Annotated in this window: 16 protein-coding genes; 5 read left to right on the top strand and 11 right to left on the bottom strand. The window is 45.4% G+C overall.

Features of this window, described 5'->3' with window-relative positions; genetic code table 11:
* Positions 1-198: 198 nt before the first annotated feature.
* The 4 genes from HPT30_RS30985 to HPT30_RS16725 all read right to left on the bottom strand — a co-directional run bounded on the left by HPT30_RS30985 (position 199) and on the right by HPT30_RS16725 (position 2,580).
* Positions 199-315, bottom strand: a complete 117-nt coding sequence (locus tag HPT30_RS30985; RefSeq protein WP_376767043.1) for an S-layer homology domain-containing protein — start codon at positions 313-315, stop codon at positions 199-201.
* Positions 312-479 (bottom strand): hypothetical protein, encoded by a 168-nt coding sequence (locus HPT30_RS16735; protein WP_175372497.1) that lies wholly within the window; start codon positions 477-479, stop codon positions 312-314. Before HPT30_RS16735 ends, HPT30_RS30985 begins: the two co-directional genes overlap by 4 nt.
* 31 nt (positions 480-510) lie before the next feature.
* Positions 511-1,734 carry a leucine-rich repeat domain-containing protein gene (locus HPT30_RS16730; RefSeq protein WP_175372496.1) on the bottom strand — a complete coding sequence of 408 codons (1,224 nt, stop codon included), beginning with the start codon at positions 1,732-1,734 and terminating at the stop codon, positions 511-513.
* 138 nt (positions 1,735-1,872) lie between these two features.
* The gene (locus HPT30_RS16725) at positions 1,873-2,580 is read right to left on the bottom strand and encodes a DNA alkylation repair protein (protein ID WP_175372495.1); all 708 of its coding nucleotides are present in this window, start codon (positions 2,578-2,580) and stop codon (positions 1,873-1,875) included.
* Between the two features lie 573 nt (positions 2,581-3,153).
* Here HPT30_RS16725 and HPT30_RS16720 point away from each other — a divergent pair.
* Positions 3,154-3,420, top strand: a complete 267-nt coding sequence (locus HPT30_RS16720) for a hypothetical protein (RefSeq protein ID WP_175372494.1) — start codon at positions 3,154-3,156, stop codon at positions 3,418-3,420.
* Positions 3,421-3,570: 150 nt separating this feature from the next.
* Here HPT30_RS16720 and HPT30_RS16715 read toward each other — a convergent pair whose 3' ends face one another.
* Positions 3,571-4,293: a RibD family protein gene (locus tag HPT30_RS16715; RefSeq protein WP_175372493.1), complete on the bottom strand. Its 723-nt coding sequence runs from the start codon at positions 4,291-4,293 to the stop codon at positions 3,571-3,573.
* Between the two features lie 197 nt (positions 4,294-4,490).
* On the opposite strand from HPT30_RS16715, the gene HPT30_RS16710 reads away from it, so the two are divergent.
* The gene (locus HPT30_RS16710) at positions 4,491-5,048 is read left to right on the top strand and encodes a TetR/AcrR family transcriptional regulator (protein WP_175372492.1); all 558 of its coding nucleotides are present in this window, start codon (positions 4,491-4,493) and stop codon (positions 5,046-5,048) included.
* 96 nt (positions 5,049-5,144) lie between these two features.
* Here the strand turns inward: HPT30_RS16710 and HPT30_RS16705 are convergent, their stop codons facing one another.
* The 4 genes from HPT30_RS16705 to HPT30_RS16690 all read right to left on the bottom strand — a co-directional run bounded on the left by HPT30_RS16705 (position 5,145) and on the right by HPT30_RS16690 (position 9,301).
* Entirely contained in the window at positions 5,145-6,062 is a 918-nt protein-coding gene (locus HPT30_RS16705; RefSeq protein ID WP_246317188.1) for a poly(ethylene terephthalate) hydrolase family protein, read from the bottom strand.
* Positions 6,063-6,153: 91 nt separating this feature from the next.
* Complete coding sequence (locus HPT30_RS16700) at positions 6,154-6,684, bottom strand: pyrophosphohydrolase domain-containing protein (protein ID WP_175372491.1); 531 nt, start codon at positions 6,682-6,684, stop codon at positions 6,154-6,156.
* Positions 6,685-6,860: 176 nt separating this feature from the next.
* Complete coding sequence (hcp, locus tag HPT30_RS16695; protein WP_175372490.1) at positions 6,861-8,153, bottom strand: hydroxylamine reductase; 1,293 nt, start codon at positions 8,151-8,153, stop codon at positions 6,861-6,863.
* Between the two features lie 395 nt (positions 8,154-8,548).
* Positions 8,549-9,301 carry an SDR family NAD(P)-dependent oxidoreductase gene (locus tag HPT30_RS16690; RefSeq protein WP_175372489.1) on the bottom strand — a complete coding sequence of 251 codons (753 nt, stop codon included), beginning with the start codon at positions 9,299-9,301 and terminating at the stop codon, positions 8,549-8,551.
* 421 nt (positions 9,302-9,722) lie between these two features.
* Between HPT30_RS16690 and HPT30_RS16685 the strand changes: the two genes are divergently transcribed.
* Positions 9,723-10,175 (top strand): MarR family winged helix-turn-helix transcriptional regulator, encoded by a 453-nt coding sequence (locus HPT30_RS16685; protein WP_175372488.1) that lies wholly within the window; start codon positions 9,723-9,725, stop codon positions 10,173-10,175.
* Positions 10,176-10,181: 6 nt separating this feature from the next.
* Positions 10,182-10,355: an ArsR family transcriptional regulator gene (locus HPT30_RS30435; RefSeq protein WP_312876347.1), complete on the top strand. Its 174-nt coding sequence runs from the start codon at positions 10,182-10,184 to the stop codon at positions 10,353-10,355.
* Positions 10,356-10,815: 460 nt separating this feature from the next.
* Here the strand turns inward: HPT30_RS30435 and HPT30_RS16675 are convergent, their stop codons facing one another.
* A complete protein-coding gene (locus HPT30_RS16675; RefSeq protein WP_175372486.1) occupies positions 10,816-11,730 on the bottom strand; it encodes an MmyB family transcriptional regulator in 915 nt (304 codons plus the stop codon).
* Positions 11,731-11,858: 128 nt separating this feature from the next.
* Here HPT30_RS16675 and HPT30_RS16670 point away from each other — a divergent pair, with 128 nt between their 5' ends.
* Positions 11,859-12,788 (top strand): zinc-binding dehydrogenase, encoded by a 930-nt coding sequence (locus tag HPT30_RS16670; protein ID WP_175372485.1) that lies wholly within the window; start codon positions 11,859-11,861, stop codon positions 12,786-12,788.
* A 443-nt stretch (positions 12,789-13,231) separates the two neighbouring features.
* Here HPT30_RS16670 and HPT30_RS16665 read toward each other — a convergent pair whose 3' ends face one another.
* Positions 13,232-14,488, bottom strand: a complete 1,257-nt coding sequence (locus HPT30_RS16665; RefSeq protein WP_175372484.1) for an APC family permease — start codon at positions 14,486-14,488, stop codon at positions 13,232-13,234.
* Positions 14,489-14,604 lie beyond the last annotated feature (116 nt).

Genomic DNA, 14,604 nt, shown 5'->3' with positions numbered 1-14,604 from the left:
TAATTCCTGTATGTTAAGGCTGCGTCACGAGGAGTAGGCTTGTATATCAATTTTCTATATAATTGTTAATTTAGTAAAAAAAGCATTCCGGTCATTCTATTCATTGTCAATTTGAAATCGCCTTAGATTTTTTCACTGTAAATATTTCAACTGAAAAAAAGCTCAAGCGGTATCTCCGCTTGAGCTCTGTTACTTTACTTACCCTGTTGAACCCAACATTTTCAACAGCACTGCTACGGCTTCAGCCCTCGTTGCATGGTCTTGAGCGGCGAATTGGTTTCCGCCTTTACCTTGCACAATACCTGCTTGCTTCACGTTAGCAGCACTACTTTTCGCCCACGCAGGAATATCCTTGTCGTCTCGAAGTTAGTTACGGCATTTATTTCGGTAGACAGGCTCATAGCGCGATCATTCATCACTGCCATCTCCGCACGTGTAACTTCCTGCATTCGGACGGAATGTGCCAGCATTATCACCATTTCTTAGGTTCACCCTGATTTTTTATGACTATTAATAAGTTTCATAGACAAGATCGTTGTTTATATCAAGATTTTCATTAAAACTCACGTAAATGCAGAGCTGCCCTGCCGGGGTATCACCTGCATCGTAGCCCAAGCGAAATGTGCTGTCTTTTTCAAATTCTAGCCCACTCAGCACTAACTCATTCACATCTTCATCGGGATGGAGCTGGGCAATCAAGTCAAGTGCTTTATCCCTCAACTCTCCAAAGTGTTTCCATGCGTGCTTAATGATGGGCGACAACCGTTCCATATCGGCTTCGGTGGAGATGCTCGCTTGAACAGGAAGCTCTATCCCCTGATAACTAAGCGTTGCTGTATAGCAAGTGAGTGAGGTATCGTAGCTAAAAGTCCCAATCCCTCCGACCGTATGGTCTGGCTGGGTAATGAGATTATTCGAACAATTCAATCGCTCCAGCTTGGGATTATGGACGGTATCCAGCTTCAAGATTTTATTTTCTGAGCAATAGAGCTCCTCTAAATGAGCATTATGACTCAAATCCAAGTCTGTTATGTGATTATTGAAGCATCTTAAGCTTTGCAAGGCAGGAATTCCGGTCACATCCAGATGGGTGAGATGATTATGATTACAGCGGATTTCAACTAAATTCGAGCAGCCCGTTAGGTTCAAGCTGATTAAATAATTGTTACCGCAATCGAGATGTGTGAGTTGTGTGTTCTGCCCTATATTCAACTCAAACAAGGAATTGTAACCACAGTTAAGCTCATGTAGACTGGTGTTCTGATCAACATGCAATTCCGACAGGATGTTCCAATAACAGTCCAGCTTGGATAACTTGGTGTTATGACTGACATCCAAATTGCGAATCCGGTTAAACCCGCAATCCAGCGTCTCCAGCTTCACATTGCCTGTCAAATCCAAGGCATGAATCTCGTTTTTGTTACAGTTAAGCTCTATGAGCAAAGGATTGCAATGGAGATTCAGTTGGATTAATTTGTTCCCCGCGCAATTCAACCTCTCAAGGTTGATATTTTTGCTAATGTCTAGCTCCGTCAGGGTATTGTATGAACAATTCAGCTCTTTCAGAGATACAAAATGTTCAATCCCTTTCAGACTAGAAAATTTATGATTCGCAAGCTGCAGGGATGCGATGGTATCCACATCGCTAGTTAGAATCCCTTCACGATTCGCACAAAAGGTTTCCAGAATGTACGCTTTGAACCTTTCATCAATGAAATCTTCGGTAATGTTCATAACGTTCCTCCTTGGGCAGGCTCCGATCCATTCTGCTGTGCCAGGACTGCCAGATGGATTATTTGCGTTTCGAATTAATAGATTGCAAATGTTTTCTGCGTTTTCAGTCCCGGTAACGGTTAGAGATTCATAACGCACTTAACATCTTACATGCTTGCGCTTAAAACCAAGCTCCCCTTTATCTATCGCCTTTTGAAGGCGTTCAGATGCGACAAGAACTTTGCTTTTTTTCTTCGCAAGATCAACTTCAACCGGACCTACCGCTTTAGCCGTTTCGAACGCTTTATCATGAAGAGGCACATAGGACACCCCTACTGTGTAGATAAAATTATTCATAGCGTATTTTGCGCGTTCGGGAGCGTCATGGATCGTATTTTCAACAAGGTCCAGCATGTCGGCAATTTTGCTCTCGGAAAATTCAGCGTCCGGGCGATTCCCCAAAAGCCAGCAGTAGCAGCTCCAGCCCGCAGACATTCGCAGTTCATCGCCGCTTGATATCCACTTGTCAGCCACTTCTTGGGCAATATCTGCCTCTGCCAACGTTACCGCCACCACAAAATCGGATAGCATATAAAAATAAGCGCCGTCGATCCAACGTTCAAAGTCTGCCGCTGTCATTGCTTTGGGATCGGCAATAATTCCGGCAAAATACATGGCGTCGTAGTTCCCTGTTGCATAAAGTTGCTCAGCCAACGCTTGATTTATTTTTGTTTTTCGAAAAATAGGCTTCATTTGACCTGTAGCCACACCAAAAAGCGGTTCATGTGCGCCATTGGATTGATAAATTTTCTTAGTTCGTTCTTTGCCCAGGTCTTCAAGCTCCTGCATTACCATTTCAAAATCCATCGATTAACACTCCTATGGAATACTTTTTTACTATTGCTTTACCGAATGTATTATCGCAAAAGATCTGTATCTTCTATGATACTATGATAATAATCTCTCCGTACTCTACTAGCCTATCCAAATTGGTATTAATAATAGCCCTATTGAGATTAAAGTTAAACTCCTTGTCGAGACCTTATTCAATTTTTTATTATTCTCTGATTTATACCAGCCTTTAAATTGAAAATAATTTCGGTATAACACTAAAAATAAAATCATATTCCCCAATGTCATACTCCAATGATACAGCGGCTGGCCAAATATCCATTGATATATGACCTTTTCCACTCCCCCTAAAACCAACAGCGTCAAAGCAAGTAAAATACATAACCGGAGTAATTCAAATATAAAGGAAACTAATTTAAGCATTTGATTTTCCGTCCTTTCATATTGATAAGGATCAAAATAAGTATCATCTACACTAACATTTTTTTCAAGCTTCCGGTAATTTCAATTTTTTGGTAGAATTAAATGGTCTCTGATAGCCCCAACAGTGGTTCGACACGAGTGAAGCCTCAATAATGGGAGGGTACTATGGTTTTATTAAAACAAAGTCCTGATAAAGATAAGGTTCAAGAGCAATACAATCAACTATGGGATAATCTTCTTAATATTAATGAACAAAAAGCTACCAAAATTATCAAAAAAGCAAATAAGGGTGTACTATCCAAAAGAGAAAGATTGAAAATAATAGCGCGGCCACTCAAAACACATTTAATTTGGATTATTCCACTCAGCGCTTTAGCGGTAGCGATACTCCTATATGTAATATTTATATGGGTTGCCTTGCTAGTTGAATAGTTTGTTTTCCGTTCCCAAATTGCTACTCATGACAATCTCCGCTTCCTTGCCAACAAAAGCGCGCTTGGTCTCTGCAACATTCATCTGCTGTACACTCTAACGCAAAAAAACCACTTAAGTCTCTCCTCAAGTGGATTCTTGCTATGAATATTATCTATTAATCGCATAATTTAAATATATGCCGTTAGACTCTAATTTCCGAACTTCTCTTAATGTAAATCGTGCCGCTGGTTGTTTCACCAGAGAATCCGGTTTGGCAAATAATGCTTGTGTACTTGTATCCCCATCGGCTGTTGGAGTAATTAATAAGCTTAATTCATCAACGAGTCCCTCATTTAGAAAAGTACCGTTCAAATAAGCTCCCCCGTCCAACATCATTTCCTGGACACCTAATAAGGTATTAATCTTTCTTAATACTTCATGCAAATCCAGTTGATCTTTACCGCCAAAAATATAAGAAATCCCTAAATCGCGTAAATATGTTAAGTATTCATCTGCTACAGCCTCAGTGATTACCACTACAATATGTGATTCCACTTTTAACTGAAACGATGTCGGTATTGTGTTTTGAGTCCATCTTAATTTCCCTTTAGGATCTACTGCAATGACATATCTTTCAGCATGAGCATCAGCAATGAAATCTGTCCTTGGTACTGCTAAGGTGATACCTCCCTTAAATTCCACCTTTTCTCCAAAGGCAAAATTCCCCTCCATAGTCACCCTGCCGCACATCCAGGCCTTAGGATTATAGCTTTCCTGGATTTCTACATATTTCAAATACAAAGATTGTGCTTCTTCTGTGTTCATATAATCCCCGTCTATTTTCCCGTCCAAGGATGTCATCATGTGGCAAATAACATGAGGTCTATTCATATTTTTCTCTCCTTATCATTACTGCTTTTATAATAGAATAAGTATCTTTCACAAAAATCAATTTCGATCCTTGTGTGTATTAATACTCTCCTGTATATTTAATTTAAAATAGAATGATGGACAAAACAATTACCACATTTACTAATTCATGTAGTAATACTCATTTATTCTAAACTGTGTATGAAACGGAGCTTGATATGGAAGAAAAATTAGATCGGAGAACCAAAAAGTCCAGAAAAGCAATTCAATCCACATTTTTGACACTTCTACTTCATGATGGATTTGATAGTATTACTGTGAAGACTCTTACTGAAAAAGCTGATATCAGCAGAAAAACCTTCTACTTACATTTTACTGATAAAAATGACTTATTAGATGTGATCGTTCAAGAACAAATCAGAGAACTCAAATCGACTTGCGCCGAAAGTAAAGCAACTGATTTTATAGAAAGTACAATCATTTGGTTTCATTACTTTGAACAAAAGAAAGATTTTTTCTATGCCTTATTTAAAAGTGAAAGCACTGTCTCTTTTAGAAAACAACTTCTCAATTGTCTTATGGAACAAATCGGCGGAGAAATTCCTAATGTAGACAGCAATAAAGATCGAGACCTGACGATTCGTTTCCTGAGCACAGCCGTTCTAGGTATTGTGGAATCCTTTGTTATGGATGAAATCAATTCTGATTGTGAACATATAGCCAGACAAGTCGGGAAATTACTAGAAGAGAATCTATCTTTGATTTCAAATCACTAGCGTTGAATTAACAAAAAAACGGAGAAACCTATGTCATGTCAGACCAGGTCTCTCCGTTCTTATATTTCATAACTCTGTTTCTCGTCCCCAGTTGAATCATTTCTGCATATTGGCTGAAGTGACATCCTTCCAATTGCTATTCGTGACAATCTCCGCATCCTTGCCGATAAAAGCGCGCTTGGCCTCTGCATCATTCATCAGCTGGTATCTCATCCAGGCCGTCAGATAACCTCTATGCTGACCGCCATCCTGTTCAATCGCTGTATGCGCAGCCCCTTTAGCCATGGCCATCATTACCGGAAGATCCGGCTTAGCTTTGCTGATCTCCAGCTTGTTGGAAGAGGCAGGTGAGATGATAAAATCACGGGTGCCGCTCAGCACTAAAAATGGCACCTTCAGCGCAGATGTATCATAAGCATCCTTTGGTTCGCAAAATTCCAGCTTCGGAAGCGCGATGGATACAACGGTTTTGATCACTTTCCCACGCTCATAATTCGTATGGGCATTAATGACGCCCGTGGAGCCTTGGGAATGACCCGCTGCGCCTATTCGATCGGGCTGAACCCTGTGATAGAACTGACTTTTGGGGTCATTATTCGCAGCCAGCAGATATTCAATCGAGGCCAGAATTTCTTTTCCTGTTCCGGTTGTTGTGCTGTAACTGTCAATGACGATAAATCCCCAGCCTGCGAGATGGCGGAACAATGCATCATATTGTTTGGGCAGTGCTCCCGTTCCGTTACCCCACGCAATCAATGGATGTCTGGTATTCTTGGACTCCGGGTAGTAGACTTTGTACAGCCTTTCTCCCTTACTCCCCTTGATCTCCGCCGTTTGGACTGAATACGTTCCGGGTAACGCATATTTCTCCTCGATACTTCCCTTTGTATAAGCAGCAGATACGGAGTTCACTAGTAGAAAAGATACTGTGGAAAAAGCAATAATCACAATCAGAAAAATACCGGCTATCCATTGAAACCAGCGGTTTCTGAGCACTCTCATGACTTGTGGCATACAGACACCCCCTCCCACGAAATATACATTGTTGTTTTGGGAACTAAGCATACTATGCTGTTGTTAACACAATGTTACATCCAAGTATTCTCTACTCGAACCGTTTGCCACCCAGCTCAATTTGACGGTTGATCTCAGCCTGGATTTTAGGTTCTGGTGCATGGTCGCGCTCCCAGTTATCCGGTTTAATGACCTTCCCTACCTCGTTGTAATGCGGCTTGCCATCCGGGAAGATTTTGCCCATGTTCGCTGCGTGGACGATATTAAAGATCGGTTCGGGCTCCACACCCGCTTCTACGAATCCGCCATTGGCAAAGTACAAAATATCCGTGAACGCATCCATCTGCCCAATCAACTGGTCGTCAGGATAGGGTTTCTGCAGTTGCTTGCGATAAGACTCAGCGGCTCGGGTCATAAGATCCTCGTAAAAGGCGGCAAAGCGCTCGTCATTACCGGCAGTAGCATGCAACAGCTCGATTACTTCTTCCATAATAAAAGAGGCCCGGTTAACCGCAAGCTTGTCCGATAGCTTGTCCGGCGCCTCAGGGGCCGGGCAGTTAAAGCCAAGGTGAAACTCACGCACCTGTTGAAATTGTGTCTTGTTCTCTGTTTTTTCTGTCATGTGTATAATCTCGCTCCTCTGTCTCTTCAATCTTCTACTATTATAACGGCATCCCGCATGCAGGTCATGGAAATCGTGAATTTCTTCCGCAAAAAAAAGAGCTGCATCGCACCCTAAAGTGCGAAGCAACTCCTTATTCTATCCTTAGTTCGCCTTGCCAAACAGACGGCGTACGCTTACGATAGTGCCAGCATCGCGTTCATGTCTGCCTCGGCAGTTGTAATCAGCTTCAGCCCAAACATTTCAACAAGCACATCCAGCACACCTTCTGAAATGAACTCAGGCGGCTTCGGCCCGATGCGGATATCCTGAATGCCGAGACTGAACAGACCTAGTAAAATGGCTACTGCCTTTTGCTCAAACCAGGACAATACGATACTGACCGGAAGCTCGTTCACGCTGCACCCGAAGGCATCGGCGAGGGCCAGTGCGATTTTTACAGTGGAGCCGGAATTATTGCATTGACCAAGATCGATATAACGCGGAATCCCTGTATTCCCTACTGTCCCGTAATCTACGTCGTTGAAGCGGAACTTACCGCAAGACGTGGTTAGAATAACCGTATCATTTGGCAGCGAGGTAGCCAGCTCACGGTAATATTCTCCCCCTTTGCCTGGTGCATCACAGCCTGCAATCACGAAGAAGCGGCGGATATGACCGTCCTTGACTGCCTGAATAATCTCAGGCGCAAGCCCCAGCACCGTCTCATGATGGTACCCTGTGGTAAGCACAAGATCCGACTCCACGTCTGCCGCTGGCAGTGACAGCGCACGCTCAATCAGCGGGGTGAAGTCCTCCCCTCTGATTTTCTCCACACCTTCCAGCCCTGCTACTTCATATGAGAAAAAGCGGTCTGCATACGTCCCTTTAATCGGCAACACACAGTTCGTAGTCGCCAGAATCGCGCCCGGAAACTTCTCGAACAGTCGGCGCTGGTCATACCAGGCTTTACCGATATTTCCTTTCAGATGACTATACTTCTTCAGTGCCGGATAGCCGTGGGCAGGCAGCATTTCAGAGTGAGTGTAAATGTTGATTCCCTTGCCTTCTGTCTGCCGCAGCAGCTCTTCGAGAGCATACAGGTTATGCCCGGTCACCACAATCGAGTGGCCTTCAATTTTATTCTGACTGACTGTAACCGGCTGCGGGATACCAAACCGATCCGTATGCGCGCGGTCCAGCACATCCATAATTCGTACCGCGGCATTACCAACCTTCATCGCCATTTCCAGATGCTCCTGCACATTAAAGTTGGAATTGGTCAGGGTCATATACAGCGCTTCATGAGTGATGCGATCCACCTCAGGATCGGTATATCCCAGTTGTCTTGCATGTGTCGCGTAGGCGGCAATTCCTTTTAATGCAAAAATCATCGTGTCCTGCAGGCTCGCAATCGTCTCGTTCTTGCCGCACACACCCACTACAGTACATCCGCCGTCCGGCGTCTGTTCACACTGATAACAAAACATATCGTTATCCTCCTAATAAATAATCAATCGTCCGTATCAGCGTACCAGAGCGCCAAGGCCTCAAGTTGTGATTACACACACAGGAAATCCAAGCTTTTTTTGTACATTTTGGAGGTCCACTCATCCTTACTCTTATCATCAAAAAACCGCCTGTTGACCCTTTATCATTGAGTTTTGCTAGATGAATAGCAGTGGCCGTCCCTTCCTCCGGCGCGTTTATTGGTTAACCAATAAGCTGTACATGATATGTATTTTAATAACAGTTGCATATTTCGTTAATATAAATAAAGCACCTGTCTATTAAGTGATGTTAATAGACAGGTGCTTCATACACAGAAGCAAATTACTTGTATTTATGCATGAATGCACTTGATGTAACAATCATGGTTTACTGATTACCACGGAATCGTTCCAAATGTTGCACTCATGAACGTGCCTGTTGGCCCGTCCGGCCCGAGCAGCGCAACACGCACGACCTCGGAAGCACCCTCCTCGACAGTCTGCGTACCCTCTGCATTGAGTGCCGTCTTGGTGAAGCCCGGAGAGACTGCGTTGACCTTGATTCCAGTCGACTCCAGCTCGATCGCCATGGCGAGCGTCATAGCGTTGAGAGCCGTCTTGGAAGCAGGATAGCCGGGGCGGAAGTACGAACGGAAGGCATAGGACGGATCCGCGTTACTCGTCAGCGAGCCCACGCCGCTTGATACATTGACTATGCTTGCTTGCGGCGCCTCGCGCAGAAGCGGTACCATCGCCTGGTAAACAGCAAGGACGCCGAACACGTTGGTTTCCCACACTGCACGTACTTCATCTAGGGATACGTTGCTCGGAAGGGTTAATTTAGCGTACTCCTGGGCGGACATGGAGCCCATTCCTGTATTTGAAATCGCCGCGTTTTGGATGAGCACATCGAGGCGGCCAAGCTCCTTGCGGATGCGCTCTGCTGCTGCGGTGATTGAAGCCTGATCGGTCACGTCCAGCTGGAGTGCGATGGCACCCGGCCCAATCTCCTTGGCTGCAGCCTCACCTCGCTCGAAATTACGCGATCCGACCAGCACTGTGAGGCCGTTTGCCACAAGCTCCTTTGCAACCTGAAGACCGATTCCCTGATTTGCCCCGGTAATCAGGGCGACACGATTATTATGCATTGTAGTACCATCCTTTCTTGCAGCAATGTGCAATCTTTGTAATATATCTGCTCTATCATCAGGTTGACATGTCAACCTTGGCGATGGGTTCACTATATCACACCTAAGTTGACGCGTCAACCAGGTGGTTAGTTCACTATAATATATTTAAGTTGACACATCAACTCCGAATAGGTAATGACCATTTACCAAATAAAAAAAATAGGGTATCCTTGTCCATGTGCTGAATCCTTTTTCGTGCGTTAGAGTGAATCGTTTTGACTTAGATGTTAATAAAATCGGTATGATGTATCGTAAACGACCGGCTATCTAGACGTTTTTCAAGTGGATGAAACAGCTTCATGCGTTCAGCTTTTTTTGCAACGCTAGTGATAATTTCCCTATGGGTCATAACGAAACTAAATGAAAAGGATATGTGATAATGGATAAAGACTGGCTAAATGAAGAGGAAATGCAGCTATGGTATTCGTGGAAATCCAACTATAAGAAAATCATGGATCGTGTAGTAAAAGACTTGTCCGAGAAAACAGGACTATCAGAAGAGGGTGATTTTGGAGTATTAGTCAGGTTAGTTGATTTAGGGAATGGTGTCCTTCGCCAACAGGAATTAGTCGACTCGATGGAGTGGACGAAGAGTCGATTGTCTCATCATCTGACGCGGATGGAGCAACGTGGACTTGTTCTAAGGAAACCATTAGACACAGGCAATGGTGTTCAAGTCATCATCACTCCCGCTGGAAAATCAGCAGTCGATGCTTCTCGTCCCGTATACGCAAAAGCAGTACGCAAATATTTTCTTGATCATTTAACAGGTCAAGACATTGAGTCGATTACGAAGCTGGCGGAACGGACAGATAAAATGTCTTCAGATTGATCCGTAATAAAATACGATCCGTCACCTTGTGACACAGATGAGCTGATTGATGCTATGAAATGGTCCAAGAGCCGATTATCCCATCATCTGACGAGAATGCAGAAACGAGGCTTAATTGAGCGTAAGCCACTGGCGTCCGAACCCAGTGTTCTGCTTGTTATTACGACGTCAGAGAGATGATCCTGGCGCTGGCATCCAGACTTGCAATCTCTCCAGAGGTTAAACGGTAACGAAAAAAAGGCGTCCTCGGCAGCATTTGCTTGCAGAGGACGCTTTTGCATGAGTATGTTCTAGTTAGGGCTTGCTGAACGATTGTTTATGCGAAATTTAGGGTGAGGCGCCGGCGTGAAAACATTGCGAAAAAGAAGAGAAAAAGAACGCGGAGTCTGCGCTCCAAATCCCTTGTTATTACGCAGTTTTTAGTGAGTTTTTGAACGTTCAGCAAGCCCTAATTAAGGATAGCTGAATAAAATTGCCGGGCTCACTTTGTATGTACCCTTCCTGCTGTTCAATACATCGAAGAGCATGCATCAATGAGCATAGTCTTGCCGGGTAGTTAACTTGTTAATTTGAGTCGTTGCTGTAATGCCCATATGGTTACGCTTTAACTGCTGAAGGGGACCCAACTAGGATTTGCCTTTTACCTGCGCCAACTTTTAAATGAGCAATCAATAGCACAACCCCATGCGGCAAACACTTGCCGTGCGGATTCATCCGCCGGTACAAAGAATTCGATTCGCGGGTAAGCTTGATCGGTCACGGAAAGGTGCAGATGGTTATAACGTATGGGTTTACGTTCTACAGAGCATGGCAGCCGCGCCAAGAAGTATTTCGGCGTCTCCAAATCCTGCTCGTCCGTCCATGCCTCTCTATTCCAAAATTCGCGAATTTCTGCGTATTTCTCCATCATCTCATGGAAACGCGCATATCTAGAATCCACGAATAGAGCCGGGTGACGGTTCTTAAAGGATTGAATGCCGACAATCCCATGGGATTCCCAGCGGGACTGCGACTTCTCGTCAAAGGAAGAACCCGGACGGATCGGCAGCTCCTCGTTGAAATGAAGATCAAACAAATTAGTCTGGTTAGCCGTAAAAGAAAAATCGGACAGTCCAAACAAGTCACAGAAAGACTCATTATACCCGACTATATCCAGCATATCGGTTACGATCATCGCCGGATAAGGCAACTGCTGCATAATGGATCTGGCTTGTTCCAGTACTCGGCCGAATTTTCGGTCAGATAAAGGCAAGGGGATCGGCACATAACCTGCGGATAGAAGCAGATCGTTGCGTTCCCCGCTTGTGCATTCCAAATAATCAGCAATTTCCATAAGGGTCTGACGGTCGGGCATGCGCCGAGATCGTCCCGTTAGCAAATTTTTGTATGTGCCGCAAACCTCATCATTCAATTCCTGTTGAGTAAAACGTTTCTTGTTCTGAATCCGGGAAGAATTCCTGTCCGTGGTCTGCTGCCGCTGTATCCGAAGTCGTTCAATCGTGTCCAGTACACGTATTAGTTCGGCGACGCCTTTATTTGAATTCGATGTCGTCATGTGTGCGCCCCTTTCAAAAAAACAGGTGTAGTTTTGCACTTGAGAAATGAAGTGGCCGCGGATATACTGCAAAATATACCAACTCGCAATTTATCAACTCGCCATGTATTGAAAAGGGGGAAATCATCATGATACGTGCGATTGTTGTCGACCCGCACATCAAAGAGCCATTCACTATTCAGGAAGTTGAGGCACCGCAAGCGCAACCTAGGGAGACAATTGTGGAAGTTAAAGCTTTTTCGATTAATCGCGGCGAAGTCGTCGACGCAATCCAGCGTAAGGAAATGAGCAGGCCCGGCTGGGATTTTTCCGGTATTGTACGACAAGAGGCCTTAAACGGCGTTGGCCCAAAGAAAGGAAGTCGTGTGGTCGGTTTTTTGCTTACGGGAGCTTGGGCGGAGCAAATCGTTGCACCTGCCCTCACATTGGCTGAAATTCCTGACGAGATCACCTTCGAACAAGCAGCGACCTTGCCGGTTGCCGGCCTCTCGGCTCTATACGCCTTGCGTAAAGGAGGGCTCTTGCTAGGCAAGCGAGTGTTGATTACAGGTTCAACCGGAGGTGTCGGTGCATTCGCTCATCAGTTGGCCGCCTTATCTGGCGCTTATTCAATCGGCGTTGCCCGTTCCGAATCCAAGGCAAAACAAGCTATGGCTTATGGCGCAGATGAAGTCCTTGTCGGGGATGACGTGACGAAAGCCATCGCCGCGAATGGTCCCTATGATTTTATCATTGATTCAGTTGGCGGAGTTACGCTCGCCGCTCTTTTCCCGCAATTAATCCCGCAAGGCGTCTGCGTTTCCCTGGGACATTCTTCTTCAGATACCTCTGCTTTGCACATGCTCGGTTTAGGCGGAAGGACGCTGTATAGCTTTTTTCTCGGCGAAGAAATGAACCGCCATGCGCCTGCGCAAGATCTTGCCATGCTCGCTCGGTTGGTTAAAGCAGGGAAATTGCGGCCGGTTATTGAGGTGCAAAAATCCTGGGAGCATATCGACACCGTGGCGCGTCAACTCATTGATCGCCGCTTTACGGGCAAAGCTGTACTTACGATCTGAAGGTGCGGCGGAAATCTAATGGATACGTCCTGTAAGTAAATGCATGGCTGCTCAACGTAATCCCTTGGATTTCCGCGCACTCAATGCATGAACAAGCTCATGTACGTTCCGTTTAGAATAAGGCCTCAACCTTCGCTTTTCCTTGCTTATTTATCCATGCATCAAAGTCCATTAATGGAGGGTAGCTCTTGCGCACGTCTAAAATATCGACCTTATGCCCTCCATCGCTTATCCATTGAAAAACGCTGGCCAAGATTTTGTTATGATGACGGAACGTTTCCATCGGAATTCCGACGTAAGGAATCGTACGGCCGGTCACTCCATCTGCAAAGTTTTCGCCGTACTTCCGGGCTTTCCTTTGCATATGATTTCGACACTAAAGTTCCAAATCCCTTGTTATTACGCGGTTTTTAGTGAGTTTTTGAACGTTCAGCAAGCCCTAATTAGTGTTGAGAATGCATCCCCCTACTCCTCCACTCCCTGTAGATGAAGAAGACGCAGAGGACACTAATGATCAACAGCAAGCTGCGGGAGGAATACATCCCGATGACGACGATCAGGAATAGCGACAGAATAGTTCCCAATATAGCAACCACTCTGCTTTTCAGCAGCTTGATTCCTGCCAGAATCCCGATTAACGCGTTCATTCCCAGAAAGCTGTTCGCGACCAGAACCAGCACGCTAATATCATAAGCCCCAAGCTGCATAAACAGAATAACCGCTGCATTCACCAACCCGATGACACCAATAGCCGCAAAAGGGGTGTTATGCTTCGTACGTTGTCCAAGAAAAGCCGGCAAAATCCTGTCTCTGAACAAGGAAGCAGTCAGCCGCGATATTCCTCCTACGTATAGCAGATAGGTAGAGGCACAGAGGAAGACGCCAAGCCCGGCAATGATCTGCTGCCCTCGGTCTCCAAACAACGGATACATAATGCCTCCAAGGGAATGTGCTCCCCCATCACCGGCCGGGTCACTCCACTGCATAGCCGCCGCCACTACCAGATACACACCAGCAATAACCATAAAGCTCAGAATCATTCCTCTGCTGGTCGTCTTGCGGATATCCTTCACCTCGTTCGTGTAATTCCCGATGATATCCCACCCGAAGACCGCCCAGAAGAGAATGAGCACCGCATATCCGAAGGGCTGGGGCTGAAAGGCATCCGTAATGGCGAAAACCTTAGAATGATTGGTCAGACTCACGGCTGAACCTGTGAACAGAACCACGGCAGAGACCGTGGACATCAGCAGCGATATTTTTCCGACAAAAGTAATTCTGCAAAACAGCAGCAGCACACATACCGCAGTCAAACCGTATCCGATATAAAAAGGGTCTCCCCACCCAAGCTGTGCCAAATACTCACTCGCTGTCAGTAAGACAGCTGCCGCTCCGACCGACACGCCCATAATCAAATACAAGGAGGAACGCACCTTGATCTGTCCCCCGAACGCACGGTTCACCGCATTGGCAACACCGGCATCGCCGGGATAACGGATACTGATCGCCCCGAAAATATAAGCCGTCAGCAAACTGACCCCGATAATAATCAGCCAAGCAACAATCGCCCACTCCCCGACCAGTTCGTAGATTGTAGAGGGTAACAACAGGATACCCGAGCCCAGAATGGGGCCGATAATCAGACCGCTGAGAGTCCATACGCCAAGCTTCTTCTCCTTTACACTATGTTGCCTATTCATGCCGTACCATCCCTTCTCGTCCCGAGCTTCAGTATCCGAAAGACAACTTTCAGCCTGCGGCTCATGTACAAGAAATTATAGACGGCCTTTTACTATATAAGGTAAATCCCAATTAC

This window comes from Paenibacillus agri (assembly GCF_013359945.1).
Taxonomy (GTDB): domain Bacteria; phylum Bacillota; class Bacilli; order Paenibacillales; family Paenibacillaceae; genus Paenibacillus_AQ; species Paenibacillus_AQ agri.
The sequence above is the reverse complement of the archived record's forward strand: the minus strand, read 5'-3'. Positions and strand labels throughout refer to the sequence as shown.